Below are 25,472 nucleotides of genomic sequence, written 5' to 3'. Positions count from 1 at the left end.
GTTCGGACACTGATGACAGGGCCCAGCACGGGGAACGGCTTCCCCAACGTCGTCGTCACCGGTTTTGCGATGTCGACTGCCCTGGCCACCGATGCCGAAGGCACCTGGAAACGGTTGCTCGCCGGCGAGAGTGGCATCCGGACGCTCGACGACCCGTTCGTGGAGGAGTACGACCTGCCGGTCCGCATCGGTGGTCATCTCCTGGAGGACTTCGAGAAGGAGTTGCCCGACGAGGCACACCGACTCTCGTACCTGCAGAGGATGGCCACCGTGCTGGGCCGCCGGGCCTGGGAGCACGCCGGCTCCCCCGATGTCGACGGACGCCGCCTCATGGTGTCCGTCGGCACCGGCATGGGCAGCAGCGAAGAGCTGCTCTACGCCTACGACGGCATGCGGGCCGAGGGCCCGAAGGCCGTGTCCCCGTTGGCCGTTCAGATGTACATGCCCAACTCGCCTGCCGCGGCGGTCGGTTTGGAACGCGGCGCCAAGGCCGGCGTGGTCACCCCCGTCTCGGCCTGCGCGTCGGGCTCGGAGGGCATCGCCACCGCCTGGCGCTCCCTGGCGCTCGGCGAGGCCGACGTCGCCATCTGTGGCGGCGTCGAGACCAGGATCGAGGCGGTGCCGATCGCCGGGTTCGCCCAGATGCGCATCGTGCTGTCGACCACCAACGACGACCCGGCAGGCGCCTGCCGCCCCTTCGACAAGGACCGCAACGGCTTCGTGTTCGGCGAGGCCGGCGCGCTCATGGTGATCGAGACCGAGGAGCACGCCAAGGCCCGCGGCGCGACGATCATCGCGCGGCTGATGGGCGCGGCGGTCACCTCCGACGGCTACCACATCGTGGCGCCCGATCCCACCGGCCAGCAGGCCGGCGCGGCGATGACCCGGGCGATCCAGCTGGCCGGCCTGAGCCCCAGCGACATCGACCACGTCAACGCCCACGCCACCGGCACGTCCGTCGGCGACGTCGCCGAGGGCAAGGCCATCAACAACGCGCTCGGCAGCACCCGGCCCGCCGTGTACGCACCCAAGTCCGCACTCGGACACTCGGTGGGCGCCGTCGGCGCCGTCGAGTCCATCCTGACCGTGATGGCCCTGCGCGACGGCGTCATCCCCCCGACGCTGAACCTGCGCAACCTCGACCCGGAGATCGACCTCGACGTCGTCGCCGGCGAGCCCCGGCCAGGCAACTACCAGTACGCCATCAACAATTCGTTCGGTTTCGGCGGGCACAACGTTGCGCTCGCGTTCGGGAAGTACTGACCGTTCCCAACCCGACGAACCCGCCCCGCAGCGCTCAAGGAACACGAGGAGATCTCATGACGACCATGGCCCCCGAAGTAGTCGACGAGTCGTTGGATCCCCGCGACCCCCTGTTGCGGCTGTCCACGTTCTTCGACGACGGCAGCGTCGAGCTGCTGCACGAGCGCGACAAGTCGGGGGTCCTGGCCGCGGCCGGCACCGTCAACGGCGTGCGCACCGTCGCCTTCTGCACCGACGGCACCGTGATGGGTGGCGCCATGGGCATCGAGGGCTGCAAGCACATCGTCGACGCCTACGACACCGCCATCGAGGAGCAGAGCCCGATCATCGGCATCTGGCACTCCGGCGGTGCCCGCCTCGCCGAGGGCGTGCGCGCGCTGCACGCCGTGGGTCAGGTGTTCGAGGCCATGATCCGCGCCTCCGGCTTCGTCCCGCAGATCTCCATCGTCGTCGGCTTCGCGGCCGGCGGCGCCGCCTACGGCCCCGCGCTCACCGACGTCGTCATCATGGCGCCCGAGGGCCGCGTGTTCGTGACGGGCCCCGACGTGGTGCGCAGCGTCACCGGCGAGGACGTCGACATGGCCTCGCTCGGCGGCCCCGACACCCACCACAAGAAGTCCGGCGTCTGCCACATCGTCGCCGACGACGAGCTGGACGCCTACGAGCGCGGCCGCCGCCTGGTGGGGATCTTCTGCCAGCAGGGCCACTTCGACCGCACCAAGGCCGAGGCAGGCGACACCGATCTGCACGCGCTGCTGCCCGACTCCCCGCGACGGGCCTACGACGTGCACCCACTGGTGAGCGCGCTGCTCGACGAGGGCACCCCGTTCGACGAGTTCCAGGCCAAGTGGGCACCGTCGATCGTGGTCGGTCTCGGCAGGCTGGCCGGTCGCAGCGTCGGCGTCATCGCCAACAACCCGCTGCGTCTCGGTGGCTGCCTGAACTCCGAAAGTGCCGAGAAGTCGGCACGTTTCGTGCGCCTGTGCGACGCGTTCGGCATCCCGCTCGTCGTGATCGTCGACGTCCCCGGCTATCTGCCCGGCGTCGACCAGGAGTGGGGCGGCGTGGTGCGTCGCGGCGCGAAGCTGCTGCACGCGTTCGGCGAGGCCACCGTCCCCCGCGTCACGCTGGTCACCCGCAAGATCTACGGCGGCGCCTACATCGCGATGAATTCGCGCTCGCTCGGCGCCACCAAGGTGTTCGCGTGGCCCGACGCCGAGGTCGCCGTCATGGGCGCCAAGGCCGCCGTGGGCATCCTGCACAAGCGCAAGCTGGCCGCTGCGCCCGAGCACGAGCGCGAGGCACTGCACGAGCAGCTGGCCCTCGAGCACGAGAAGATCGCGGGCGGCGTGGACAGCGCCATCGAGATCGGCGTCGTCGACGCCAAGATCGATCCGTCGCACACCCGCAGCGTGCTCACCCAGGCGCTGGCCGAGGCGCCTGCCCGCCGCGGCCGCCACAAGAACATCCCGCTGTAACCCCGCCTGTGCGCGATTTCGGCGCGCTTTCGTTCGCTCAGCGATCGAAAGCGCGCCGAAATCGTTGGGTCAGACGAATTCCGCGGCGGCGGGCACCGCACGCTCACGGTCGGCGGGCACCAGGCCGATGCGGGTGCGGCGGTCCAGGACGTCCTCGGCCTCCAGCGCCAGCTCGTGGCTCACGGCGTAGGCGAATTCGGCTCGGGTGACGTCGATTCCGTCGGCGACGGGGTCCAGCGGCCGCTCGCAGTCGGCCTGCGCGACGACGTGCGCTGCCTCGGCCCCGTAGCGGGCCACCAGCGAGGCAGGCAGGGGCCCCTCGGGGCGCGCGGTCGACACGGGATTGGCCGGCGCGCCCACCAGGGGCAGCGACCGCGTGCGGCACGGCCCCGCGGACAGTCCGCGCAACGCTACTGCGCGGTCGAGGACGTCCTGCGCCATGTGGCGATACTCGGTGAGCTTGCCGCCGACGATGCTCAGCACGCCGTTGTCCGACTCGCTGACCGCGTGCTCGCGCGACAGGTCCGCCGTGCGGCCCGCGGACTCCACCAGCGGGCGCAGTCCGGCGTAGGCGCCCCGCACGTCGGCCCGGGTGACCGCGACGTCCAGCGCGGTGTTGACGGTGTCCAGCAGGAAGTCGATCTCGGCGGCAGTGGGCTGCGGGACGTCGGGGATGGGCCCGGGGGCGTCCTCGTCGGTGAGGCCCAGGTACACGCGCCCCAGCTGTTCGGGCATCGCGAACACGAAGCGGTTCAGCTCGCCGGGGATGGGCACCGTGAGCGCCGCCGTCGGGTTGCCGAAGGTCGCGGCGTCGAACACCAGGTGCGTTCCGCGGCTGGGCCGTACGCGAATCGACGGGTCGACGTCGCCGGCCCACACCCCGGCCGCGTTGACGACCGCGCGCGCGGTGAGGTCGAGGGTTTCGCCGCCGAGTTGGTCGGTGAGGCGCACCGACGTGCCGGTGGCCTCCGACGCCGCCACCCGCGTGAGGATCCGGGCACCGTATTGCGCGGCGGTGCGCGCGACGGCGGTGACCAGGCGGGCGTCGTCGACGAGTTGGCCGTCGTAGGCCAGCAGTGCGCCGTCGAGGCCCGCGCGTCGCACGGTGGGCGCCAGGTCGACGGCCCGCGCGGCGTCGACGCGGCGCGAGCGCGGCAGGACCGTCGCCGACGTGCCCGCCATGGCCCGCAACCCGTCGCCCGCGGCGAAGCCGACGCGTACCAGCGCCCGCGACGCGCGGCTCATCGACGGCAGCAGCGGCACCAGTTGCGGCATGGCCGTGACGAGGTGAGGGGCGGTGCGCGACATCAGGATTCCGCGTTCGACGGCACTGCGCCTGGCGATGCCGACGTTGCCGGTGGCGAGGTAGCGCAGACCGCCGTGGACCAGTTTGGAACTCCAGCGGCTGGTGCCGAACGCCAGGTCGTGCTTCTCGACGAGCACCACGGACAGACCGCGCGATGCGGCGTCGAGCGCGATGCCCGTCCCCGTGATGCCCCCGCCGATGACCACGACGTCGACGGGTATCCCGCTGCCGAGGGCGTCGAGGTCGGCCCGTCGGCGGGCACCGGAAAGGGCACTGGACAGGGCACTGGATGCGGTCATGGGGCGAGGTATCCGTTCAGGGCGTGGGCCAGTTCGACGGCCAGGGGCCCGGTGTCGAGGATGGGCTTGATCGAGTCGGCCGACAGGATGGTCGACTGCGTGACGAGCAGGCACATGGCGGCCAGCCGGCGGGCGTCGCCGGCGCGCACGCTGCCGTGGGACTGGGCGGCGCCGATCTCGGCCGCCACGGTGTCGAGCAGGATGTGCTGGCTGGTGCCCAGCCGTTCGGACAGGTAGACCATCGCGAGATCGGGGGCCTGGTGCAGCACGGCCATGATGACCGGATCGTCACGAAGCAGCGCGGCGACGGCGACGACGCGCTCCACCAACGGTTCTCGACCCACGCCGCGGCTGGGCTCGGCGTCGAGGGCGGCGGTGATCCTGCGGGTCAGCAGCGCCGCCAGGATCGAGCGGGTGTCGGGGTGACGTCGGTAGACGGTGGGGCGGCTCACCCCGCTGCGACGCGCGATCTCGGCCACGGTGACCCGGTCGACGCCGAAGGCCAGCACGCAGCTGCCGGCGGCGTCGAGGATGCGATCGTCCACCGATCCCGTCCGCAGCTCGTCGTTACTGATTGACATCATCTGTAATACTGTAACGCATGATGTCATGGAACGCCTGGGGCGACCCGGCCGCCGCCACTCCCCTGTCCGACGGCATCCGCTCGCTGCTGAGCCAGGCGCTCGGCATCGACGCGGCCCCCGGCGACGAGTTGACCGCCGATCAGGTGCGCCTGCGCCCGTCGGCCCTCGGTCCGCAGGACGTCGCCGGGTTGCGCGACGTCGTGGGCGCCGAACACTGCATCGTCGACGACCGGGACCGGCTGCTGCGCGCGGGCGGCAAGTCCACCCTGGACCTGTTGCGCCGCAAGGACACCGGCGTACAGGACGCGCCCGACGCCGTGGTCTGCCCCGCGGACGAGGACCAGGTGGCCGCGGTGCTGGCACTCTGCGCCCGGCGCAGCATCGCGGTGGTGCCGTTCGGTGGGGGCACCAGCGTCGTCGGCGGATTGGACCCCGTGCGCGGCGACTTCACCGCCGTCATCTCCCTGGACCTGCACAGGCTGGACCGGTTGCACGCGCTCGACGAGGTGTCGGGCGAGGCCGATCTGGGTGCGGGCGTCACCGGCCCGGCCGCCGAACGCCTGCTCGGCGAGCACGGGTTCTCGTTGGGGCACTACCCACAGAGCTTCCAGTTCGCGACCATCGGCGGCTTCGCGGCCACGCGTTCGTCGGGTCAGGATTCGGCGGGGTACGGGCGTTTCGACGACATGGTGCGCGGCATCCGCGTCGTCACCCCGGCCGGCACCCTGGACCTGGGCCGGGCCCCGGCGTCGGCGGCCGGACCCGACCTGCGCCAGTTGATGGTGGGTTCCGAGGGCACGTTCGGGGTCATCACCCGTGTGCGCGTCCGGGTTCACCCGGTGCCGGAGACCACCCGCTACGAAGCCTGGTCGTTCCCCGACTTCGCCACTGGCGCAGCCGCTTTGCGCGCCGTGGTGCAGACCGGCACCGGACCCACGGTGATCCGGCTGTCCGACGAGGTCGAGACGGGCGTCAACCTGGCGACCACCGAGAGCATCGGCGAGCAGTCCATCACCGGTGGATGCCTGGCCATCACCGCGTTCGAGGGCACCACCGCTCACGCGGAGAGCCGACACGCCGAAACCCACGCGGTGCTGGCCGCCGCGGGCGGCACGTCACTGGGCGAGGCTCCCGCGCGCGCCTGGGAACACGGTCGGTTCAACGCCCCGTATCTGCGCGACTCGCTGCTGGCGGCGGGAGCCCTGTGCGAGACGTTGGAGACCGCGACCACCTGGGCGCGGGTGCCGGCGCTGAAGGCGGCGGTGACCGAGGCACTCACCACGGCGCTGACCGAAAGCGGCACGCCCGCACTGGTGATGTGCCACATTTCCCACGTGTATCCGACGGGTGCCTCGCTGTACTTCACGGTGGTCGCGGCCCAGCGCGGCAACCCGGTCGAGCAGTGGCGCACCGCCAAGGCCGCGGCGACGGCGGCGATGGTCGCGGCGGGCGCCACCATCACCCACCACCACGCCGTTGGGGCCGACCACCGCCCGTGGATGCGCGACGAGATCGGCGAGCTGGGCGTCGAAGTGCTGCGGGCGGTGAAGGGTGTCCTGGATCCGGCGGGAATCATGAACCCGGGCAAGCTGATTCCCGATGCGCAGGCGAGAGGAAAGTAGATGCTGCGCGCCGGCCGGGTGACCGTGCTGACCAACCCCGCGTCCGGCCACGGCAGCGCGCGGCACGCCGCGGAACGGGCGGTGGCGCGCCTGCACCGCCGCGGCGTCGACGTGGTGGCCATCGCGGGCAGTGACGCCGAGCATGCGCGCCGGCTCGTCGCGGGCGCGCTGGAGCGCGAGATGGACGCGCTCGTCGTCGTCGGCGGGGACGGCATCGTGTCGCTGGCCCTGCAGGTGCTGGCGCAGTCCGACGTCCCGCTCGCCATCGTCCCGGCGGGCACCGGCAACGACCATGCCCGCGAGTTCGGCATTCCGACGGGTGATCCCGCCGCCGCCGCGGACCTGGTGGTCGACGGCCGCGTCGCGCGCGTCGACCTCGGCCGGATCCGCGGCGCCGACGGCACCGACCGCTGGTTCGGCACGGTGATGGCGGCCGGCTTCGACTCGCTGGTCACCGACCGCACCAATCGGATGCGCTGGCCGCACGGCCGGATGCGTTACAACGTGGCGATGCTCGCCGAGCTGTCTCGGTTGCGGCCGTTGCCGTTCCGATTGTCGTTCGACGGCGGTCCGGAGGAGACCACCGAGCTGACGCTGGCGGCGTTCGGCAACACCCGCAGCTATGGCGGCGGCATGCTCATCTGTCCCGACGCCGATCCCACCGACGGGTTGCTGGACGTGACGATGGTGGCGTCGGGTTCGCGGACGCGGTTGATCCGGTTGTTCCCCACCGTGTTCAAGGGCACGCACGTCCATCTCGACGAGGTCCGCACGGCACGGGCCAGGACCGTGACGGTGGACTGCCCGGGCGTCTCGCCGCGCATCAACGCCTATGCCGACGGTGAGCTGGTGTGCCCGCTGCCCGTCGAGGTGTCGGTGGTACCTGGCGCGCTGCGCATCATCTGCCCCGCCCCCTAGCGCGAGCAGACGCAAACGTGCCCCGAAACCCGGGGTTTCGGGGCACGTTTGCGTCTGCTCGCGGGGTCAGCCGACGCCGCGGTTGAGCCAGGTCATCTCGCCGGTGTCGCCGCCGTGACCGCGGTAGGGCTCGAGCGCCTCGTCCCACGCGGTGCCCAGCACGGTGTCGAGTTCGGCGGCCAGCGCGTCGGCGCCCGAGGCCATCATGGCGCGCAGTCGCATCTCACCGACGATCACGTCGCCGTTGGCGCTCATCGCGCCGTTCCACAGACCGAGTTGCGGGGTGTGGCACCAACGGTGGCCGTCGACGCCCTCGCTCGGGTCCTCGGTCACCTCGAAGCGCAGCACCGACCACGCCCGCAAGGCGTTGGCCAGCTGTGCGCCGGTGCCCACCGGCCCGCGCCAGTTCGTCACGGCACGCAGCTGTCCCGGCATGGCGGACTGCGGCGTCCACTTGAGATTCGCGCGCGCCGACAGGGTCGACGACAACGCCCACTCCACATGCGGGCACACCGCCGCGGGCGAGGCGTGGATGTACACCACGCCGGTCGTCGCGTCGGCGAATTGGTTCGACGCACGCATCATCTGCTCCTTCGAGTTCACCTGGAACGTCTTCCCCAACGGCCTGGTGTAACGAAGAAATAGACTTCGCTGTGTCGAGCGTGTCTATTGTGCCCCGTGTGACGCCTGTTGCGCTAGTGTGCTCCGAATTCTCTCAGGACCTCATCAGAAAGTGCAGGCCACAGGGGGTACGTCCACTCCCCGAAGTCGCGGTCGGTGAGCACCACCAACCCCAGGTCAACGGCGGGATCGATCCACAGGAACGTGCCGGACTGCCCGAAGTGGCCGTAGGTGGCCGGCGCGTTGGCCGACCCCGTCCAGTGCGGCGACTTGCCGTCCCGGATCTCGAAGCCCAGGCCCCAGTCGTTGGGCCGCTGCGTACCGAACCCGGGCAACACGCCGTCCAGACCCGGGAATTGCACCGTCGTCGCCTCGGCATGCAGCTCCGCCGACACCAGCGCGGGACGCAACAGCTCGCCCGCGAAGCGGGCCAGATCCACCACCGTCGACTCGACGCCGTACCCCGCGGCGTCGGCCCCGCCGCGCAAGACCGTCGCCGACATGCCGAGCGGGCCGAACACCGCCTCGGTCAGATACTCGTCGAATTCGATGCCCGACTCGTCGGCGACGGTGCGGGCCAACACCGCGAAGCCCTCGTTGGAGTAGACGCGTCGAGTGCCCGGAGCCGCGATCACGTCCCCCGAACGCATCGCCAGCCCGGACGTGTGCGCGAGCAGGTGGCGCACCGTCGAGCCGGGCGGCCCCGCCGGCGTGTCGAGGTCGACGGCGCCCTCTTCGATCGCGACGTGCACGGCGCGCGCGACGAGCGGCTTGGTCACCGAGGCCAGCGCGAACCGGCGGTCGACGTCCCCGTGCGAGGCCAGCACGCCGTCGGGCCCCACGACCGCGGCCGCCGACGTCGGCACCGGCCAACCGGTCAGCGCCTCGAGTGCACTCATCGCGGCGCGCGCAGTACCGCGTCGACCGTCAGCGCGCGGTCGTCGCACCACGCGCGCAGCGACCGCCGCCACGAGGCGAGGTGGTCGTCGTCGGCGAAGCGCGCCCCGGGACCGAGCACGGTGCGGTAGACGTCGCCCGCCCATTCCAGCGGCACGCGCTCGTCGATGACGGGCAGCAGCACCGCGTCGAGGAGCCGCACACCGTCGGCGGCGCGCGCCTCGACGAGGGCCGCCAATCCCACCACGACGTCACGGAGCACTGCCAGCGTGGAGTCTGCGGCGGTGGCCCGCAACACCTCCGCCGAACGGGCCAGCGCGGCACGGTCGGCGGAGGTGTTGCGGGCCAACGCCGCGGCCGCGTCCAGGTAGGCGAGATAGCCGACGACGGCGCCGTCGCGCGTCTGCAGCAGGCGGGCACGGTCGATCCACGTCCGCGCCACCACGTCATGGCCGCGCACGTGCCACGCCAGCGCGACGTCGGCGGCCTTGCGCGCCGCGGCCGCCGGGTCCGTCCTGGCCAACCGGTCGTAGACGCGTTCGGCCAGCCGGACCGCTTCCCCGACGTCGCCGCTCCGCCAGGTTGCGGCGGCGAACGCGTCGAGGTCGTCGAGCGCCATGCTGCCCACCCCGTCGACCCGGACGTAGGCGGCGCGGCTGCCGCGCCAGTCGCCGCGCCGCCATGCGGTGCGGGCTTCGGTGAGGTCGTCGATCACGGTGTCCATGCTGATGCCATCACACCAGCTGCACCGACCGTTTCGCCAGCCCCATCCAGAAGCCGTCCACCACCTGCCGCGGGCTCTGTCCCGCATCGTTCGACGCGCCGAGCGCGACGAACAGCGGCGCGAAGTGCTCGACGGTGGGGTGCGCGTACGGCATGCCGGGCGCCTTGGCCCGGAAGTCGACGAGCGCGTCCACGTCACCGGCGGCGAGCGTCTCGGCGGCCCAGCCGTCGAACTCGACCGACCACCCCGGCGGCGTGGCCGCCGGCGACCAGTCGTCGAGGAACGGCAGCCCGTGCGTCGTGAAGCCCGACCCGATGATCAGCACGCCCTGGTCGCGCAGCGGGCGCAGGCGGCGCCCCAGCGCGAGCAGGCGTTCCGGATCGAGGGTGGGCAGCGAGATCTGCAGCACGGGCACGTCGGCCTCCGGGTACATCACCGTCAGCGGCACGTAGGCACCGTGGTCGAGCCGGCGCCGGCGGTCGTGCACCACCGGCTCCCCGTCGGGCATCAGGGCCGCGACGGCGGCGGCGAGGCCGACGGCGCCCGGAGGCGCGTACGTGACGCGGCCGAAGCGTTCCGGGAAACCCGTGAAGTCGTAGGTGAGCGGGGTGCGGGGATCCGTCGACCCGATGGCCAGCGGTGCGGCCTCCCAATGAGCCGACACCACGAGAATCGCCGAGGGACGTGCCAACTCGGTCGACCACGCGCTCAACTGCGCCACCCACGTCGCGTCGCCGACCAAGGGGGGTGCGCCATGCGAGAGGAAGAGGACCGGGGCTGCCGTCACGGCACCCACAACGACACCGTCGGCCGGTCTTTTCCCGGGCACGATTTCGCGACCCGCGTCGCGGCCCCGGGCCCGCGACGAGGCATTAGGTTGTAGGCATGAGTCAGACAGTGCGCGGCGTGATCTCGAGAAGCAAGCAGCAGCCCGTCGAGTTGGTCGACATCGTCATCCCCGATCCCGGGCCCGGTGAGGTCGTCGTCGACGTCATCGCATGCGGGGTGTGCCACACCGATCTGACCTACCGCGAAGGCGGCATCAACGACGAGTTCCCGTTCCTGCTCGGCCACGAGGCCGCCGGCACCGTGGAGGCCGTCGGCGAGGGCGTCACCGCCGTCGAGGTCGGCGACTTCGTGGTGTTGAACTGGCGTGCGGTGTGCGGACAGTGCCGCGCCTGCAAGCGGGGCCGTCCGCACCTGTGCTTCGACACCCACAACGCCGCCCAGAAGATGACGTTGACCGACGGCACCGAGCTGACGCCGGCGCTGGGCATCGGCGCCTTCGCCGACAAGACGCTGGTCCACGAGGGTCAGTGCACCAAGGTCGATCCCGAGGCCGACCCGGCCGTGGTGGGGCTGCTGGGGTGCGGCGTGATGGCAGGCATCGGCGCGGCGATCAACACCGGTGCGGTGACCCGCGACGACACGGTCGCGGTCATCGGGTGCGGCGGTGTCGGTGATGCCGCCATCGCCGGTGCGGCGCTGGTGGGCGCCAAGAAGATCATCGCGGTCGACCGGGACGACAAGAAGCTGGATTGGGCACGGCAGTTCGGCGCCACGCACACCATCAACGCCTCCGACCTCGACGTCGTCGAGACCATCGCCGACCTCACCGACGGCTTCGGCGCCGACCTCGTGATCGACGCCGTGGGCCGCCCCGAGACCTGGAAGCAGGCGTTCTACGCACGCGACCTGGCAGGCACCGTGGTCCTGGTCGGGGTGCCGACACCGGACATGACCCTCGAGATGCCGCTGATCGACTTCTTCTCTCGGGGCGGCTCGCTGAAGTCGTCCTGGTACGGCGACTGTCTGCCCGAGCGCGACTTCCCCACCCTGGTCAGCCTGTATCGCCAGGGCCGGCTGCCGCTGGAGAAGTTCGTCTCCGAACGCATCGGCATCGAGGGCATCGAGGATGCCTTCCATCGGATGCACGCCGGCGAGGTGCTGCGCTCGGTGGTGATCCTGTGACCGCCACCAACGTTTCGCGTCTGGTCACCAGCGGCACGTTCGAACTCGACGGCGGCAGTTGGGACGTCGACAACAACATCTGGCTCGTCGGCGACGCCAACGACGTCATCGTCTTCGACGCCGCCCACACCGCCGAGCCGATCGTGGCAGCGGTCGACGGCCGCAACGTCGTCGCGATCGTCTGTACGCACGGGCACAACGACCACGTGACGGTCGCACCCCAACTCGGCGAGGCGTTGGACGCCCCCGTCCTCCTGCACCCCGCCGACGACGTCCTGTGGCGGATGACGCACCCGGACAAGGACTTCCGCGGCGTGCACGATGGTTTGGCCCTGGAGGTCGGCGGGATCGAGATCCGCGCCATCCACACCCCGGGGCACTCCCCCGGTTCGGTGTGCTGGTTCGCTCCCGAACTCAACGCCGTCTTCTCCGGTGACACCTTGTTCCAGGGCGGGCCGGGCGCCACGGGGCGGTCGTTCTCGGACTTCGGCACCATCCTCGAGTCGATCAAGGGCCGGCTGGGAGTGCTGCCGGAGGAGACCGTGGTGTACACCGGGCACGGCGACACGACGACGGTGGGTGGGGAGCTGGTGCATTACGACGAGTGGGTGACGCGCGGCCACTGACGAATGCTGCGAGGGACGAGCAGCGTGAGGAAGTGGCCCATCGAGCACGGCCACTGACGGAGGAAGTGGCCCATCGAGCACGGCCACTGACGGAGGAAGTGGCCCATCGAGCACGGCCACTGACGGAGGAAGTGGCCCGTCGGGCACAACCACGGACGCCCATCGGGCACGGCCACGGACTGTCCGACGCGATCCGCGCGGGGCGGCTACCGTTTCTCCATGCCCGAGTCGACCCCCGTCGTCCGTCCCGAGTCGAGGGACAGTGGTTTCTACAGCGCCGCCTCCCGGCTGCGCGCGGCCGGGTTGCGGCAGGCCATCGAGCTGTTCGAGACGGCGGCGGCCGAGGTACCGATCCCCCGGTCGCCGCGGCCGATCGTGATCGCCGACTACGGCGCGGGCACCGGACACAATTCGGTGCTGCCCATCTGCGCGGCGATCGCGGTGCTGCGCAAGCGCACTCGGCCCGAGCAGTCGGTCCTGGTGACGCACACCGACTTGCCCGACAACGACTTCACGGCGCTGTTCCGCACGCTCGGCAACGATCCGGACAGCTACCTGCAGCACGATCGGGCGGCCTTCGCCTCGGCGGTGGGGCGTTCGTACTTCACCCAGATCCTGCCATCGGACAGTGTCAACCTGGCTTGGTCGTCGTGGGCGCTGCACTGGGTGGGCGGCACCCCCGCCCCCGCGGGCGATCACCTGTTCGCCGCCTACAGTTCCGACGCGTCGGTGCGTTCGGCGTACGCACGTCAGGCGGCCCACGACTGGCACGAGTTCGTGGCGTTCCGGGGCCGCGAACTGTGTCCCGGTGGCCGGTTGGTGGTGCTGACGCTGGGCGTCGACGACGACGGCGAGTTGGGGTTCCGACCGCTGCTGGACGCGCTGTTGGGCACGCTCGCCGACATGGTGTCCGCCGGTGCGCTGACGCAGGAGGAACTGTCACGGATGTCGGTGCCCATCGTGGGCCGGTCCGCGAAGGACTTCGAGTCCCCGTTCGCTCCTTCCGGCACGTTCGAGAAGTGTTCGATCACCCACTTGTCGGCCTTCGACGCAGAGGATCGCTTCTACCGGCAGTACCGCTCCGACGGGCACGCGATGGCGTTCGGCAGGCAGTGGGCGGCGTTCCTGCGGGCGGTGCTGCTCACGACGTTGGCCACGGCCCTGGACGCGGAGCGTGACCGCGAGACGTTCTTCGAGCAGGTGGAGCGAGGTGTCGCCGAACGTCTGGCGCTCGATCCGGTGGAGATGCGGATTCCCCTGGTGCGGTTGGTGGTCGAGAAGCAGGCCGCCACCCGCTGACGTCGGGCGGTCAGCGGATGGTGCCGCGGCCGGGGATCAACGGAAGGTCGAGCGCGGTGACCCACCCTGGCGGTAGGTCGTTGACGGCAGGCACCGCGTTGAGTGCGCGCATCCCGGTGGCCAGGCAGCCGGCGGCCGCGGCGTCGCGGCCCGATCCGTCGGTGAAGCGGAACGCCGTCTCCTGGGAGATGCTGGGGCTGCCGTCGATGTCGACGCGATAGACGTCGCGGTCGTTGCCCGTCGGCCAGTCCGGCGCCGAGCCGACGCCCACGCGGTTGACGTGAACGAGTGAGATCCTGGTGTCTCCCCGGTACACCCCGTTGATGGTGAACCGCACGGCGGCGACGTTGCCCGACGCGATGATGCCCTTGGCGGTCTCGACCTCGACGGGAGTCACCCACTTCTCCCACGTGGTGGTGATGTCGTCCAGCTCGATGCCCGCGGCGTGGGCGATCATGGGAACCGTTGCCCCCCAAGCGAAGACCAGGATGTCCGGATTCTCGAGCAGCGGCCGGTGCTCGGGCGGCTTGCCGATGCCCATCTCGAACTCGTAGTCGCCCTCGTAGTTGGTGTAGTCGAGCAGCTCGGAGGCCCGCACGGTGCGCACCTCGCCGCACAGGCCCATCAGGGTCATCGGGAACAGGTCGTTGGCGAATCCGGGATCGATGCCGGTGGTGAAGCACGACGCCCCACCCTGCTCGCAGGCCTGCGTCACGGGCTCGATCCAGTTGGGCGGGTTGAGTTTCATGGCGGGCCAGACCCAGGGCGTCATGGCGGTGGAACAGACGTCGATGCCGGCACGCAGGAACCGTGTGATGAGGGTCAGGTTGTCGTCGGCCTGCGCCGCCGTCGGGCCGTAGTGCACCAGCGCGTCGGGCCGCAGCGCGATCAGCGCGTCGACGTCGTCGGTGGCCTGTAGCCCGAGGGTGCGCCCCAGCCCGCAGATCTCGCCGACGTCGCGGCCCACCTTGGCCGGATTGCTGACACCGACGCCCACCAGCTCGAACAGCGGGTGGTCGACGATCTCGGCGATCACCATCTTGCCCACGAAGCCCGTGCCCCAGACCACCACCCGCTTGACCATGCGTTCGCTCACCGGCCTGTCCTACACCCCTTCGTTCGGAACCCGATCCTCACGATAGGCAGCGGGCGGCAATGCCTCTCGCAGTTGACGAATCTCGTCGCGCAGGGCCTCGATGTGGTCGACGGTCGCGGCCTGGGCGGCGGTGTCCTCCTCGGCCACGCGCTCGACGATCCACGACGCCAGCGTCGCGGTCACGACACCGAGGAGGCTGACGCCGGCGACCATGACCGCGAGCGCGACCAGTCGGCCCTCGACCGTTACTGGGACCATGTCGCCGTACCCGACGGTGGTCACCGTGACCACCGACCACCACAGTGCGTCGCCGAAGTCGTGGATGTGCGTGCCGGGGGCGTTGCGTTCGGCGTCGAGCATCGCCAGGGCCGCGCCGTAGACGATCACGACGGCGCCGCACGCCGCGTAGACGGCGACGCGGCCGCGGATGGTGTGGCCGATGGCGCGTTGCAGCACCTCGACGACGACCGCCAGGCTCAGCAGTCGCAGCGGCCGCAGAGCGGGCAGCGCGATGATCGCGAAGTCCAGCAGATGCCGGACGAACCACCGCAGTCGCCGCTCGGCGAGGAAGAACCGGATCGCGTAGTCGACGACGAACACGCCGTAGGTCGCGAAGAAGACGGCGTCGACGACGCGGTGGGCGATGCCCTGGGGTTGTGCCAGCACGCGCACCGAGAAGTCGGCGAGGAACAGCAACGCGACGATGGCCAGGGGCCATTCGGCACGGCGTTCGTACCGGTGCAGCCGGACGTCCGAACTCAGAAACATCTCCTGAGGCCGCCGGGCTCGCAGATGAGCGGGGTCAGGTCGACGGGCGAGGCCAACGGTCTGACGTAGCTCAGCGTGAACGGATACTTCACCAGATCGGCGGCCAGTGCGCCGTCGCAGGCGTCGGGCCAGGACACCATGCGGGTGCCGGTGAGCGTGCGATCGTCGAACTCGATGGTCTCGGTCGCCGTCGCCGTGCCCTCGCCGTCGGGGCAGGTCACCGCATCCTTGCGGCCGGTGGTGTACTGCCAGAGCCCGCTGGTCAGCCGCGCGTCGCCGCCGGCGATCTTGTCCGAGGACGGCGTCACGTGCAGGCGGCACGCCACCGGCAACTGCAAGGGTTCGCGGAGGTCGCCGACGGTCGGCACGCAGCTGGGGGTGACGGTCCACTCCATGGCGAGGTCACCCTGTTGGTAGGCGTAGACGCCCTGGATCACCTGGTCGGCGGCGGCGGGGGGCGCGAGGGTGAGCGCCGAGGCCGCCGTCGCACCGATGGCGAGCACGGTGAGGGCGCGCAGCATCGTCATGCCCAGCAGTATCGCAGTGCGGGGCACCGGTGGTGCCGAGATGGTGACACTCGACGTCCAGGTCGCGTTCACCCCCGGATGCCACACTGACACGCGTGACCGACGTCGTGCCGATCGATGCCCAGACCGTTCCCCGCGAGCCGAGCCGTACCGGGCTGTCGGCGGATGCGCTCAAGCGCGGCATCGTCGACCACCTGAGGTACTCGGTGGGGCGGCCGGCCGCCGCGCTGCGGCCCGAGCACTTCTATCGCGCGACGGCGCTGGCGGTGCGGGACCGCATGCAGGACAACCGCGTCGCGTCGACGCAGACGTCGCTCGATCTCGGCCGCAAGGTGACGTGCTACCTGTCGGCGGAGTTCCTCATGGGCCCGCAGCTCGGCAGCAACCTGATCAACCTGGGCATCGAGGAGCCGGTGCGCGAGGCGCTCACCGAGCTGGGCCAGGATCTCGACGAGGTGCTGGCGTGCGAGGAGGAACCGGGTCTCGGCAACGGCGGCCTCGGCCGGTTGGCCGCCTGCTATCTCGACTCGCTGGCCACGCTGGAGCGGCCGGCCATCGGGTACGGCATCCGCTACGAGTACGGCATCTTCGACCAGGAGATCCGGGACGGGTGGCAGGTCGAGAAGACCGACAACTGGCTGCGCAACGGCAACCCGTGGGAGATCGCCAAGCCCGACGTGAGCTACCGGGTGAACTGGGGCGGGTTCGCCCAGCACTACGTCGACGACGACGGCGCCGACCGGGTGCGCTGGGTGCCCGGCCGGGTGATCAAGGGCGTCGCCTACGACACGCCCATCCAGGGCTACGGCGTGCACACCTGCAACGTGCTGACGCTGTGGAGTGCGCAGGCGGTGGAATCGTTCGCGCTGGACGCGTTCAACATCGGCGACTACTACCGGGCCGTGGAGGACGAGGTCACCTCCGAGACCGTCACCAAGGTGCTGTATCCCAACGACGAGCCCGAGGCGGGCAAGCGGCTGCGTCTGCTGCAGCAGTACTTCTTCGTGTCGTGCTCGCTGCAGCACGTGTTGCACATCGTCGACGACCTCGCCGACGTCTCGGTTCGAGAGTTGCCCAGCCGCTTCGCCATCCAGCTCAACGACACGCACCCGTCGATCGGCGTCGCCGAGCTGATGCGGCTGCTGCTCGACGAGCGGCGAATGGGCTGGGACGAGGCGTGGGCGATCACGGTCGCGACCTTCGGCTACACCAACCACACGCTGCTTCCCGAGGCGTTGGAGACGTGGCCGCTGGGCATGTTCGGCGAGTGCCTGCCGCGGCACCTGGAGATCGTCTACGAGATCAACCGACGCTTCCTCGACCAGGTGCGCGCGGCGTTCCCGGGCGACGAGGACCGGCTGCGCCGGATGTCGCTCATCGGCGAGGACGGCGGCAAGAGCGTGCGCATGGCGCATCTCGCCACCGTCGGCAGCCATGCCGTCAACGGCGTCGCCGCGCTGCATTCGGAGCTGCTGAAGACCAGCGTGCTCAAGGACTTCTACGAGATGTGGCCAGAGCGGTTCTCCAACAAGACCAACGGCGTGACACCGCGACGGTTCGTGGCGCTGTCCAATCCGGGTCTGCGCGGCCTGCTGGACCGCACCATCGGTGACGGCTGGTTGACCCACCTGGACCGGCTGCGGGGCCTCGAGCCGCTCGCCGACGACGCGGAGTTCGGCGCTCGGTGGCGAGCGGTCAAGCACGCGAACAAGGCTCGCCTTGCCGACTTCGTCCGCACCGAGACCGGGGTGGACCTGGATCCCGACTGGATGTTCGACGTGCAGGTCAAGCGCATCCACGAGTACAAGCGGCAGCATCTCAACGTGCTCCACGTCGTCACGCAGTACCTCCGACTGAAGGCCAACCCGGGCTTGGAGATCGCGCCGCGGGCCCTGGTGTTCGGCGGCAAGGCCGCGCCGGGGTACTTCATGGCCAAGCGCATCATCAAGCTCATCAACGCCGTGGGCCAGACCGTCAACCACGATCCGGACGTCAACCGGTTCCTGAAGGTGGCATTCGTGCCGAACTTCAACGTCCAGAACGCCCACCTGATCTATCCGGCCGCCGACCTGAGCGAGCAGATCTCGACGGCGGGCAAGGAGGCGTCGGGCACGGGCAACATGAAGTTCATGATGAATGGGGCGTTGACCATCGGCACGCTCGACGGCGCGAACGTCGAAATGCGCGAGCAGGCCGGTGCCGAGAACTTCTTCCTGTTCGGTCTGACGGTGACCGAGGTGCAGCGGCTGCTGCAGGACGGTTACCGGCCCGCCGACGTCATCGCGGCCGATCCGGAGTTGGGCGCGGCGCTCGACGCGATCGCCGGCGGCCGCTTCTCGGGTGGCGACGCCGAGGTGTTCCGCCCGCTCGTCGACGATCTCCGGTACGACGACCCGTTCCTGGTGTGCGCCGACTACCGCGCCTACGTGGACTGCCAGGACCGTGTCGGCGCGGCCTGGCGCGACACGGCGACGTGGACTCGGATGTCCATCCTCAACACCGCGCGCAGCGGCACGTTCTCCTCCGACCGCGCCATCGCCGAATACTGCGACGACATCTGGAACGTCGGCCCGGTGACGGTGCGCCGATAGCACCGAGTGGTCGACCCCGCCTACGACGCGTCGAGGCGGGGTCGATCGCTGGTGGGGTCAGCCCTCGGCGGGCAGCGGCGCGCCCGCAGGCGCCGGCGCGGGAGCGGGCACGCCCGCCAGGCGGTCGAGGACCACCTGCTGGTCGGGGCAATAGTAGCGGATCGATGCGCCCAGGAAGTCGTAGACCTGCTGTTCGGTGCTGTCCTTGTGCAGGTTGATCTTCAGGAAGCGGGCCGCGGCGGTGGCGTCACCGTCGAGCCCGGTGCGCATCCGCTTGCAGACGATCTTCCCGAGCCAGGCGTTGTAGTCCTTCTGCCCGTAGATGCCGTATGAGTGCAGTTCGTTGGCGAAGTCCGAGTCCGGGTCGGCGTGCGCCGGTGCGGCGAAGCCCAGGGCCGCGGCGCCGAGCGTCGCGAAGGTCACTGCTCTCATCCAGCGGATTCCGTGTGTACGCATGTGTGGACTTTTCCCCATCCGACGGCCGACGTGATTGACTTTGGTCGCAACCCCAGCTCATCGCCGCCCACGGGCGGTGGCCCGTGTCACAGGACAGCGGCGGGAGTGGTGGTCGCCACGAGTAACTTAAGCAAGCTAAGCTCTCGGTTACATTAGCTAATCGATGGCATCCGCGACAATGCAGAACCATGCAGTCGCGTGTGGAACGGCGACGAGACGGAAAAGGTGGAACGGTGACGGGCCTGCTGAAGAAGGCATGGATTCCCATCCTGATCGCCATCGTGGTCGCCGTCGCGGGGTTCACGGTGCACCGGGTGCGCACCTTCTTCGGCGCCGACGGCATCACGGTGACGCCCGTGCAATTCGCCGACGATCCCGAGCCGTTCGACCCGAAGATCGTCAAGTACGAGATCTTCGGTGAGCCCGGCGCCTACGCGGACATCAACTACCTGGACCTCGACGCCAAGCCGCAGCGCATCGACGGCGCCATGCTGCCGTGGAGCCTGACGCTGAGCACCACCGCCCCCGCCGCACAGCCGAACATCGTCGCCCAGGGTGACGGTAGTTCGATCACGTGCCGCGTGACCGTCGACGACGAGGTCAAAGACGAGAGGACGTCCACCGGCGTGAACGCCCAGACCTTCTGCTTGGTGAAGTCTGCATGAGTTCCCCGACCTCGGACGCGACCACCGACGCGTTCGGCGCCCAGCCCGAGCCGGACTTCCCCAAGCCGTTCATCCCCCGGTTCCTGCGGACGTTCGCGGTCCCGGTTCTGTTCGTCGGCATCGCACTGATCGCGTTCTTCAACGTGTCGGTGCCGCAGCTGGAGGATGTCGGCAAGGCGCGCGCGGTCTCGATGAGCCCGCAGGACGCGCCGTCGATGATCTCGATGAAGGCCACCGGCAAGGCCTTTCAGGAGGGTGACTCCGACAGCTCGGTGATGATCGTGCTCGAGGGCGAGCAGCCCCTCGGCCAGGCGGCGCACGACTACTACGACCAGATCATCGAGAAGCTGCGCGCCGACCCCAAGCACGTTCAGTCGCTGCAGGACTTCTGGAGCGACCCGCTGACCGCCGCCGGCGCCCAGAGCTCGGACGGCAAGGCCGCCTACGTGCAGGTCAAGACCGCGGGCAACCAGGGCGAATCGCTGGCCAACGAGTCGATCGAGGCCGTCCAGAACATCGTCGAGAGCGTGCCTGCGCCGCCGGGTGTCAAGGCGTTCGTCACCGGTCCGGCCGCGCTCATGGCCGATCAGCAGATCGCCGCCGACCGCAGCCTGCGGCTGATCGAGGCGGCCACCTTCACGGTCATCATCGTGATGCTGCTGCTGGTGTACCGCTCCATCGTGTCGGTGCTGCTGGTGCTGGTCATGGTGGTGCTGTCGCTGACGGCGTCACGCGGCATCATCGCCTTCCTCGGCTGGCACGACATCATCGGCTTGTCGACCTTCGCCACCAACCTGCTGGTGACGCTGGCCATCGCAGCGTCGACGGACTACGCGATCTTCCTCATCGGGCGATATCAGGAAGCCCGAAGCATGGGCGAGAGCAAGGAGCAGGCGTACTACACGATGTTCCGCGGCACCGCGCACGTGGTGCTGGGCTCGGGTCTGACGATCGCCGGCGCCACCGCCTGCCTGTCGTTCACGCGGCTGCCCTACTTCCAGACCCTCGGCGTCCCGCTGGCACTCGGCATGGTGGTGTGCGTCGTCGCCGCCCTGTCGATGGGGTCGGCCATCATCTCCGTCGCCACCCGCTTCGGCAAGATCCTCGAACCCAAGCGCACGTTGCGCACGCGCGGCTGGCGGCGGATCGCCGCAGCCGTGGTCCGCTGGCCGGGGCCGATCCTGGTCGCCACCATCGCGCTGTCCCTGGTGGGTCTGCTGACGCTGCCGGGCTACCAGACCAGTTACAACGACCGCAACTACCTCCCGCAGGACCTGCCCGCCAACGAGGGCTACGCGGTCGCCGACCGGCACTTCGACCAGGCCCGGATGAACCCCGAGCTGCTGATGGTCCAAAGTGACCACGACCTGCGCAACTCGGCCGACTTCCTCGTCATCGACAAGATCGCCAAGGCCATCTTCCGCACCGAGGGCATCGCGCGCGTGCAGACCATCACGCGGCCCGAGGGCAAGCCCATCGAGCACACGTCGATCCCGTTCCTGATCTCCATGCAGGGCACGACGCAGACGATGAACCAGAAGTACCTGCAGGACCGGATGTCGGACATGCTCGATCAGGCCGACGAGATGACCAAGACGGTCAACACCATGGAGAAGATGTCGAGCCTGACCAAGCAGATGGCCGACACCACCCACGAGATGGTCGCCAAGATGAAGGACATGACCATCGACATCGCCGAATTGCGCGACAACATCGCCAATTTCGACGATTTCTTCCGGCCCATCCGAAACTACTTCTACTGGGAACCGCACTGCTACGACATCCCGGTGTGCTGGGCCATCCGGTCGGTCTTCGACACCCTCGACGGCATCAACACCATGACCGACGACATCCAGCAGCTGCTGCCGCTGATGGAGCGGCTGGACACCTTGATGCCGCAGATGGTCGCGCTCATGCCCGAGATGATCTCGACCATGAAGACCATGCGGACCATGATGCTGACGATGTATGCCACGCAGAAGGGCATGCAGGACCAGATGGACGCCGCGCAGGAGAACTCCTCGGCGATGGGTGAGGCGTTCGACGCCTCGATGAACGACGACTCCTTCTACCTGCCGCCGGAGATCTTCGACAACGAGGACTTCAAGCGGGGCATGAAGAACTTCATCTCCCCCGACGGCAAGTCGGCGCGGTTCATCATCAGCCACGAGGGCGATCCGATGAGCCCCGACGGCATCGCCCGCATCGACGCGATCAAGAACGCGGCGAAGGAAGCCATCAAGGGCACGCCGCTGGAGGGGTCGACGATCTACCTGGCGGGTACCGCGGCGACGTACAAGGACATGAAGGACGGCAACGTCTACGACCTGATGATCGCCGGGATCTCGGCGCTCGCGCTGATCTTCATCATCATGCTGATCCTGACGCGCAGCGTCGTGGCGTCGGCGGTGATCGTCGGCACCGTCGTGCTGTCGCTCGGGGCGTCGTTCGGCCTGTCGGTGTTGATCTGGCAGCACATCCTGGGCATCGAACTGCACTGGATGGTGTTGGCGATGTCGGTGATCATCCTCCTGGCCGTGGGTGCGGACTACAACCTGCTGCTGGTGTCCCGGTTCAAGGAAGAGATCCACGCGGGGCTCAAGACCGGCATCATCCGGTCGATGGGCGGTACCGGCACGGTCGTGACGTCGGCCGGCCTGGTGTTCGCCTTCACCATGATGTCGATGGCGGTGAGCGAGTTGACGGTGATCGGTCAGGTGGGTACCACCATCGGCCTCGGCCTGTTGTTCGACACCCTGGTGGTGCGCTCGTTCATGACGCCGTCGATCGCCGCGTTGATGGGCAAGTGGTTCTGGTGGCCCACCAACGTGCGCAACCGACCGTTGCCGGCGAAGTGGCCGACACCGCCCCCCAAAGATCCGGAACCGGCGCACACCGCGTGACGAGGAGGAGCAAGATGAAGAACATGCACCAGTGGGCACTTCGTGGCGGCATGATCGTGGCCGCCTGCGGCGTCGCGGCGACCACGTTCGCCGGTCCGGCGGCGGCGGACGCCACCGACGACTTCCCCATCCCGAAGCGGCAGATCGAGACGCAGTGCGACGCCGAGCAGTACCTGGCGGCCGCGCGCGACACCAGCCCGGTGTACTTCGAGCGCTACATGATCGACAAGAGCAACCGGCCCGCCGACGTCCAGCAGATGGCCGAGGATCGCATCCATTGGTTCTACTCGCTGGATGCCGCGGCTCGTCGCCAGTACTCCGAGGACACCGCCACCAACGTCTACTACGAGCAGGTGGCCACCCGCTGGGGCAACTGGGCGAAGGTGTTCTTCAACAACAAGGGCGTGGTCGCCAAGGCGACCGACGTGTGCATGAACTACCCGCGCGGCGACATGTCCGTGTGGGACTGGCCCGTCGCCCGCTAGGCAGCTGCTCGTCGACGGGAGCACGACGGTGCTCCCGTCGGCGAGTCATGGCATCTCGAAGTGCTGATAGTCCTTGGGGTCTCGCCAATGGCCGCCCCAGGTCCACCCGCGTGCGGTGAACGCGGTGACGTACGGGTCGCCGTCGTGCAGCAGGCCGGGGTCGGAGCGGCTGCGGTCGAGCCATTCGCCCGCGGTGGCGGGCTGCAGGTCGCCGGAACCACTCAGGTAGGGGTTGCGCAGCGGGTTCACGTCCACCGCCCGGCCCATGGCGTGCTGCGAGAAACCGCCGTTCGGTAGGTCGCGACAGTTGAACGCCGACGTGTTGTCGTCGCGCATCGACAGCTCGTCCTGCGCGCCGGGATAGTGGTCGACGGTCTGCATTCGCTCGATCGGGAACCGCAGGCGGTACAACTCGCCGAACACGTCGATCACCGCATCCACCCGGTCTCGGTGGACCACCAGGTCCCCGCGATGGGTCGTGCCGTCGAACCCCACGTAGTCCAGGCTCACCCGCCGCAGGTCCTCGGGCGCGACGGGGCAACCCGGCCGCCACGTGGCACCCAACTCGGCCGCGGTGACCGGGAACACCGTCGCCGGCGTGGGCACGTCGGGCGGTGCGGTGACCGTGGTGGCGAACTCCGGCGATGCCCCGGGATTCGGCCGCACGGCCGGGGCGGCCGGGGTCGTCGCCGCCGGCGGTGCGGGTGCCGTCGACGTGTCCGGCGACGAGCACTGCACGGTCGTGGCGGCGGCCATCAGGACACCCACCACCGCGACCGTCGACCTCATGCGCCGCGGCGGCGTCCCAGGGCCATGGCCCAGCAGACGGCACCGACGCTGAGTGCCGCGCACAGTCCGGCCGCCGCCATCAGGTAGACGTCCCTGCGGTTCATGCCACCCGCGGGTGTCTGTTCCGAGAGGAGCCGCAACTTGTAGTCACCAGGCAGCGGCGCCTGGCTGGGCGCATCCAGTCCCGGGAACTGCTGCGTGCGGTGCACCTCGAATTGCCGTTCGCCCGCCGGGGTTTGGGTCCACTCGCCCCACGCCGGGGTGACCCCGTCGAGCAGCACCTTGTTCTCGCCCCACCGGGTGTCGGGTCCCATGTCGACGATGCGCTGCACGCGGAAGGGTTCGTACTGCTGCTGCGCGTAGTTCACGAACACCGGCACGTTGGCGTAGCTGAGCAGCGGCGGCGGGGGCAGCGGGATCGGCAGGCCGATGCCCGGCAGGAAGCCTCCGCCGAAGAACGTGCCCACGGCGAGGTTCACGGCCGTGTTGACGGTGGTCGAGACCGCGGTGTTGACGGCGTTCATGACGACGGCGGTGAAGCTGTAGGCCGCGTACTCGGCGACCTGCAGCACGATGCGTGACAGCGGCGGGATGTCCACGATGCGCGGGGCGTTCTGGTACTCGTAGACGATGCGCACCGGGTCCCGGTACGGGTTGGCCAGCACGGGCCGGTAGTACTCGTCGTAGGCGATCCAGTCGGGGCTCCACTGCCGCACGTCGCGCTGCCACGCCGCGGCCAGGCGCGGTGCGGGGGCGTCGAGCTTCGGCAGCTGGATGGCGTCGGCGAGGGCCTTGACGTCGGCGACGGGCGCGGGCGCCGGGTCGGGCAGTTCCACCACCTTCGCGGTCTTCGCGATCTGCACGTCCTGCACCGGTGCCTGCAGGGTCTGGGGTTCGACGGTCTCGATGGCGCGGGCGGCCGGTGAGACGTCCGACGACGCGGTGGGTTCCGACGACCGACCGCCGGGCGTGGTGGGTTCGGGCTTGGCCGACGACTCGCCGTCCGACGGGTCGGCAGCCGACGGGGTCGTCTCGCCGCCAGGGCGTCCGGGCTCGGCGCTGCCGGGCGTGGGGTTAGGCGCGCCCGGTGCGCGGTTGGCGTCGGGCGACGACTCGGGGAACGTGACGGTCGTGGGCAGTGGCGTCACGGAGGGCGTCGCGGCGTCGGAGGGCGCCGCGGGCGTCGACGCCGGGCCTGACGTCGCGGGGGCCGACGGGGTCGGTGCTGCGCTCGTCGGAGCCGGCGTAGCAGGGGTCGCCGGGGCCGCACTCGACGGGGCCTGGGTCGCCTTCGTCGCCGTCGTGTTGGTCGACGTGTTGGACGGCGTATTGGTCGACGTGGTGGACGGCGCCGCAGGCGCCGGGGCCGCATTCGACGGCTGGGCCGGTGTGGCGGGTTCGGCCGGCTTGGCCGGTTTGGCCGGAGTGACGGGTTCTGCCGGTGTGGCGGGTTCGGCCGGCTGCGCCGGCGCTGCCGGTGCTGCCGGTGGTTTCGCGGGTGCGACGGGCTCCACCGACGCGGCCGGAGCCGAGGGCTCCGCCGGCGCGACGGGCTTGGCGGGTGCGGCAGGGGCCGCCGGCGCG

At 69.9% G+C, this 25,472-nt stretch carries 24 protein-coding genes; 12 read left to right on the top strand and 12 right to left on the bottom strand.

Annotated elements, in window-relative coordinates:
* Positions 1 to 12 precede the first annotated feature (12 nt).
* The gene (kasB, locus tag AC30CM_RS06545; RefSeq protein WP_490116027.1) at positions 13 to 1,263 is read left to right on the top strand and encodes a 3-oxoacyl-ACP synthase KasB; all 1,251 of its coding nucleotides are present in this window, start codon (positions 13 to 15) and stop codon (positions 1,261 to 1,263) included.
* 56 nt (positions 1,264 to 1,319) lie between these two features.
* Positions 1,320 to 2,741, top strand: coding sequence for an acyl-CoA carboxylase subunit beta (locus AC30CM_RS06540; RefSeq protein ID WP_490116026.1), 1,422 nt, complete (start codon positions 1,320 to 1,322; stop codon positions 2,739 to 2,741).
* Between the two features lie 69 nt (positions 2,742 to 2,810).
* On the opposite strand, the gene AC30CM_RS06535 is transcribed toward AC30CM_RS06540, so the two are convergent.
* Complete coding sequence (locus tag AC30CM_RS06535; protein ID WP_490116025.1) at positions 2,811 to 4,346, bottom strand: glycerol-3-phosphate dehydrogenase/oxidase; 1,536 nt, start codon at positions 4,344 to 4,346, stop codon at positions 2,811 to 2,813.
* Complete coding sequence (locus AC30CM_RS06530) at positions 4,343 to 4,930, bottom strand: TetR/AcrR family transcriptional regulator (protein ID WP_490116024.1); 588 nt, start codon at positions 4,928 to 4,930, stop codon at positions 4,343 to 4,345. The genes AC30CM_RS06535 and AC30CM_RS06530 overlap by 4 nt, the downstream gene beginning before the upstream one ends.
* Before the next feature lie 20 nt (positions 4,931 to 4,950).
* Here AC30CM_RS06530 and AC30CM_RS06525 point away from each other — a divergent pair, with 20 nt between their 5' ends.
* Both AC30CM_RS06525 and AC30CM_RS06520 read left to right on the top strand, forming a co-directional pair.
* A complete protein-coding gene (locus tag AC30CM_RS06525) occupies positions 4,951 to 6,552 on the top strand; it encodes an FAD-binding oxidoreductase (protein ID WP_490116110.1) in 1,602 nt (533 codons plus the stop codon).
* Positions 6,553 to 7,470 (top strand): diacylglycerol kinase, encoded by a 918-nt coding sequence (locus tag AC30CM_RS06520; protein ID WP_490116023.1) that lies wholly within the window; start codon positions 6,553 to 6,555, stop codon positions 7,468 to 7,470.
* Positions 7,471 to 7,536: 66 nt separating this feature from the next.
* Here AC30CM_RS06520 and AC30CM_RS06515 read toward each other — a convergent pair whose 3' ends face one another.
* The 4 genes from AC30CM_RS06515 to AC30CM_RS06500 all read right to left on the bottom strand — a co-directional run bounded on the left by AC30CM_RS06515 (position 7,537) and on the right by AC30CM_RS06500 (position 10,499).
* Positions 7,537 to 8,052 carry a DUF3145 domain-containing protein gene (locus AC30CM_RS06515; protein WP_490116022.1) on the bottom strand — a complete coding sequence of 172 codons (516 nt, stop codon included), beginning with the start codon at positions 8,050 to 8,052 and terminating at the stop codon, positions 7,537 to 7,539.
* Positions 8,053 to 8,165: 113 nt separating this feature from the next.
* Complete coding sequence (locus AC30CM_RS06510) at positions 8,166 to 8,990, bottom strand: serine hydrolase domain-containing protein (RefSeq protein WP_490116021.1); 825 nt, start codon at positions 8,988 to 8,990, stop codon at positions 8,166 to 8,168.
* On the bottom strand, positions 8,987 to 9,712 hold the full coding sequence (locus AC30CM_RS06505) for a chemotaxis protein CheY (RefSeq protein ID WP_490116020.1): 726 nt from the start codon (positions 9,710 to 9,712) through the stop codon (positions 8,987 to 8,989). The genes AC30CM_RS06510 and AC30CM_RS06505 overlap by 4 nt, the downstream gene beginning before the upstream one ends.
* 10 nt (positions 9,713 to 9,722) lie before the next feature.
* On the bottom strand, positions 9,723 to 10,499 hold the full coding sequence (locus tag AC30CM_RS06500; RefSeq protein ID WP_490116019.1) for a dioxygenase family protein: 777 nt from the start codon (positions 10,497 to 10,499) through the stop codon (positions 9,723 to 9,725).
* A 98-nt stretch (positions 10,500 to 10,597) separates the two neighbouring features.
* Here AC30CM_RS06500 and AC30CM_RS06495 point away from each other — a divergent pair, with 98 nt between their 5' ends.
* From AC30CM_RS06495 to AC30CM_RS06485, 3 genes are all read left to right on the top strand, one after another.
* The gene (locus AC30CM_RS06495; RefSeq protein WP_490116018.1) at positions 10,598 to 11,683 is read left to right on the top strand and encodes an S-(hydroxymethyl)mycothiol dehydrogenase; all 1,086 of its coding nucleotides are present in this window, start codon (positions 10,598 to 10,600) and stop codon (positions 11,681 to 11,683) included.
* A gap of 20 nt (positions 11,684 to 11,703) precedes the next feature.
* Entirely contained in the window at positions 11,704 to 12,309 is a 606-nt protein-coding gene (locus AC30CM_RS06490) for an MBL fold metallo-hydrolase (protein ID WP_490116109.1), read from the top strand.
* A 219-nt stretch (positions 12,310 to 12,528) separates the two neighbouring features.
* Positions 12,529 to 13,608, top strand: a complete 1,080-nt coding sequence (locus AC30CM_RS06485; protein ID WP_490116017.1) for a class I SAM-dependent methyltransferase — start codon at positions 12,529 to 12,531, stop codon at positions 13,606 to 13,608.
* A gap of 10 nt (positions 13,609 to 13,618) precedes the next feature.
* Here the strand turns inward: AC30CM_RS06485 and AC30CM_RS06480 are convergent, their stop codons facing one another.
* From AC30CM_RS06480 to AC30CM_RS06470, 3 genes are read right to left on the bottom strand one after another with little or no spacing between them, the layout of a single operon-like run.
* Positions 13,619 to 14,692 carry an NAD(P)H-dependent amine dehydrogenase family protein gene (locus AC30CM_RS06480; protein WP_490116108.1) on the bottom strand — a complete coding sequence of 358 codons (1,074 nt, stop codon included), beginning with the start codon at positions 14,690 to 14,692 and terminating at the stop codon, positions 13,619 to 13,621.
* Between the two features lie 21 nt (positions 14,693 to 14,713).
* On the bottom strand, positions 14,714 to 15,472 hold the full coding sequence (locus AC30CM_RS06475; protein WP_490116016.1) for a potassium channel family protein: 759 nt from the start codon (positions 15,470 to 15,472) through the stop codon (positions 14,714 to 14,716).
* Positions 15,463 to 16,071, bottom strand: a complete 609-nt coding sequence (locus AC30CM_RS06470) for a hypothetical protein (RefSeq protein ID WP_490116015.1) — start codon at positions 16,069 to 16,071, stop codon at positions 15,463 to 15,465. Before AC30CM_RS06470 ends, AC30CM_RS06475 begins: the two co-directional genes overlap by 10 nt.
* A gap of 23 nt (positions 16,072 to 16,094) precedes the next feature.
* Here AC30CM_RS06470 and AC30CM_RS06465 point away from each other — a divergent pair, with 23 nt between their 5' ends.
* Entirely contained in the window at positions 16,095 to 18,590 is a 2,496-nt protein-coding gene (locus tag AC30CM_RS06465; protein ID WP_490116014.1) for a glycogen/starch/alpha-glucan phosphorylase, read from the top strand.
* A gap of 57 nt (positions 18,591 to 18,647) precedes the next feature.
* On the opposite strand, the gene AC30CM_RS06460 is transcribed toward AC30CM_RS06465, so the two are convergent.
* Positions 18,648 to 19,022: a DUF732 domain-containing protein gene (locus AC30CM_RS06460; RefSeq protein ID WP_490116013.1), complete on the bottom strand. Its 375-nt coding sequence runs from the start codon at positions 19,020 to 19,022 to the stop codon at positions 18,648 to 18,650.
* Between the two features lie 257 nt (positions 19,023 to 19,279).
* On the opposite strand from AC30CM_RS06460, the gene AC30CM_RS06455 reads away from it, so the two are divergent.
* From AC30CM_RS06455 to AC30CM_RS06445, 3 genes are read left to right on the top strand one after another with little or no spacing between them, the layout of a single operon-like run.
* Positions 19,280 to 19,711: an MmpS family transport accessory protein gene (locus AC30CM_RS06455; RefSeq protein WP_490116012.1), complete on the top strand. Its 432-nt coding sequence runs from the start codon at positions 19,280 to 19,282 to the stop codon at positions 19,709 to 19,711.
* Positions 19,708 to 22,614, top strand: a complete 2,907-nt coding sequence (locus tag AC30CM_RS06450; protein ID WP_490116011.1) for an MMPL/RND family transporter — start codon at positions 19,708 to 19,710, stop codon at positions 22,612 to 22,614. Before AC30CM_RS06455 ends, AC30CM_RS06450 begins: the two co-directional genes overlap by 4 nt.
* Positions 22,615 to 22,664: 50 nt before the next feature.
* On the top strand, positions 22,665 to 23,099 hold the full coding sequence (locus tag AC30CM_RS06445) for a DUF5078 domain-containing protein (RefSeq protein WP_490116107.1): 435 nt from the start codon (positions 22,665 to 22,667) through the stop codon (positions 23,097 to 23,099).
* A 45-nt stretch (positions 23,100 to 23,144) separates the two neighbouring features.
* Here AC30CM_RS06445 and AC30CM_RS06440 read toward each other — a convergent pair whose 3' ends face one another.
* The gene (locus AC30CM_RS06440) at positions 23,145 to 23,888 is read right to left on the bottom strand and encodes a M15 family metallopeptidase (RefSeq protein ID WP_490116010.1); all 744 of its coding nucleotides are present in this window, start codon (positions 23,886 to 23,888) and stop codon (positions 23,145 to 23,147) included.
* Positions 23,885 to 25,036, bottom strand: a complete 1,152-nt coding sequence (locus AC30CM_RS06435; protein WP_490116009.1) for a hypothetical protein — start codon at positions 25,034 to 25,036, stop codon at positions 23,885 to 23,887. Before AC30CM_RS06435 ends, AC30CM_RS06440 begins: the two co-directional genes overlap by 4 nt.
* Here AC30CM_RS06435 and AC30CM_RS06430 point away from each other — a divergent pair.
* The coding region (locus AC30CM_RS06430; protein ID WP_490116008.1) for a hypothetical protein at positions 25,020 to 25,472 on the top strand (453 nt) is incomplete at its 3' end. The genes AC30CM_RS06435 and AC30CM_RS06430 overlap by 17 nt on opposite strands.

It is taken from the genome of Mycobacterium sp. DHQP2018-32-09, from assembly GCF_058148405.1.
This window is presented reverse-complemented; position numbering and strand designations above follow the sequence as displayed.

Excerpts from the sequence above, each read along its gene's own strand:
- kasB (WP_490116027.1), top strand. The coding sequence starts at position 13 with ATGACAGGGCCCAGCACGGGGAACGGCTTCCCCAACGTCGTCGTCACC.
- AC30CM_RS06540 (WP_490116026.1), top strand. The coding sequence starts at position 1,320 with ATGACGACCATGGCCCCCGAAGTAGTCGACGAGTCGTTGGATCCCCGC.
- AC30CM_RS06535 (WP_490116025.1), bottom strand. The coding sequence starts at position 4,346 with ATGACCGCATCCAGTGCCCTGTCCAGTGCCCTTTCCGGTGCCCGCCGA.
- AC30CM_RS06530 (WP_490116024.1), bottom strand. The coding sequence starts at position 4,930 with ATGATGTCAATCAGTAACGACGAGCTGCGGACGGGATCGGTGGACGAT.
- AC30CM_RS06525 (WP_490116110.1), top strand. The coding sequence starts at position 4,951 with ATGTCATGGAACGCCTGGGGCGACCCGGCCGCCGCCACTCCCCTGTCC.
- AC30CM_RS06520 (WP_490116023.1), top strand. The coding sequence starts at position 6,553 with ATGCTGCGCGCCGGCCGGGTGACCGTGCTGACCAACCCCGCGTCCGGC.
- AC30CM_RS06515 (WP_490116022.1), bottom strand. The coding sequence starts at position 8,052 with ATGCGTGCGTCGAACCAATTCGCCGACGCGACGACCGGCGTGGTGTAC.
- AC30CM_RS06510 (WP_490116021.1), bottom strand. The coding sequence starts at position 8,990 with ATGAGTGCACTCGAGGCGCTGACCGGTTGGCCGGTGCCGACGTCGGCG.
- AC30CM_RS06505 (WP_490116020.1), bottom strand. The coding sequence starts at position 9,712 with ATGGACACCGTGATCGACGACCTCACCGAAGCCCGCACCGCATGGCGG.
- AC30CM_RS06495 (WP_490116018.1), top strand. The coding sequence starts at position 10,598 with ATGAGTCAGACAGTGCGCGGCGTGATCTCGAGAAGCAAGCAGCAGCCC.
- AC30CM_RS06485 (WP_490116017.1), top strand. The coding sequence starts at position 12,529 with ATGCCCGAGTCGACCCCCGTCGTCCGTCCCGAGTCGAGGGACAGTGGT.
- AC30CM_RS06480 (WP_490116108.1), bottom strand. The coding sequence starts at position 14,692 with ATGGTCAAGCGGGTGGTGGTCTGGGGCACGGGCTTCGTGGGCAAGATG.
- AC30CM_RS06475 (WP_490116016.1), bottom strand. The coding sequence starts at position 15,472 with ATGTTTCTGAGTTCGGACGTCCGGCTGCACCGGTACGAACGCCGTGCC.
- AC30CM_RS06460 (WP_490116013.1), bottom strand. The coding sequence starts at position 19,022 with ATGAGAGCAGTGACCTTCGCGACGCTCGGCGCCGCGGCCCTGGGCTTC.
- AC30CM_RS06450 (WP_490116011.1), top strand. The coding sequence starts at position 19,708 with ATGAGTTCCCCGACCTCGGACGCGACCACCGACGCGTTCGGCGCCCAG.
- AC30CM_RS06445 (WP_490116107.1), top strand. The coding sequence starts at position 22,665 with ATGATCGTGGCCGCCTGCGGCGTCGCGGCGACCACGTTCGCCGGTCCG.
- AC30CM_RS06440 (WP_490116010.1), bottom strand. The coding sequence starts at position 23,888 with ATGAGGTCGACGGTCGCGGTGGTGGGTGTCCTGATGGCCGCCGCCACG.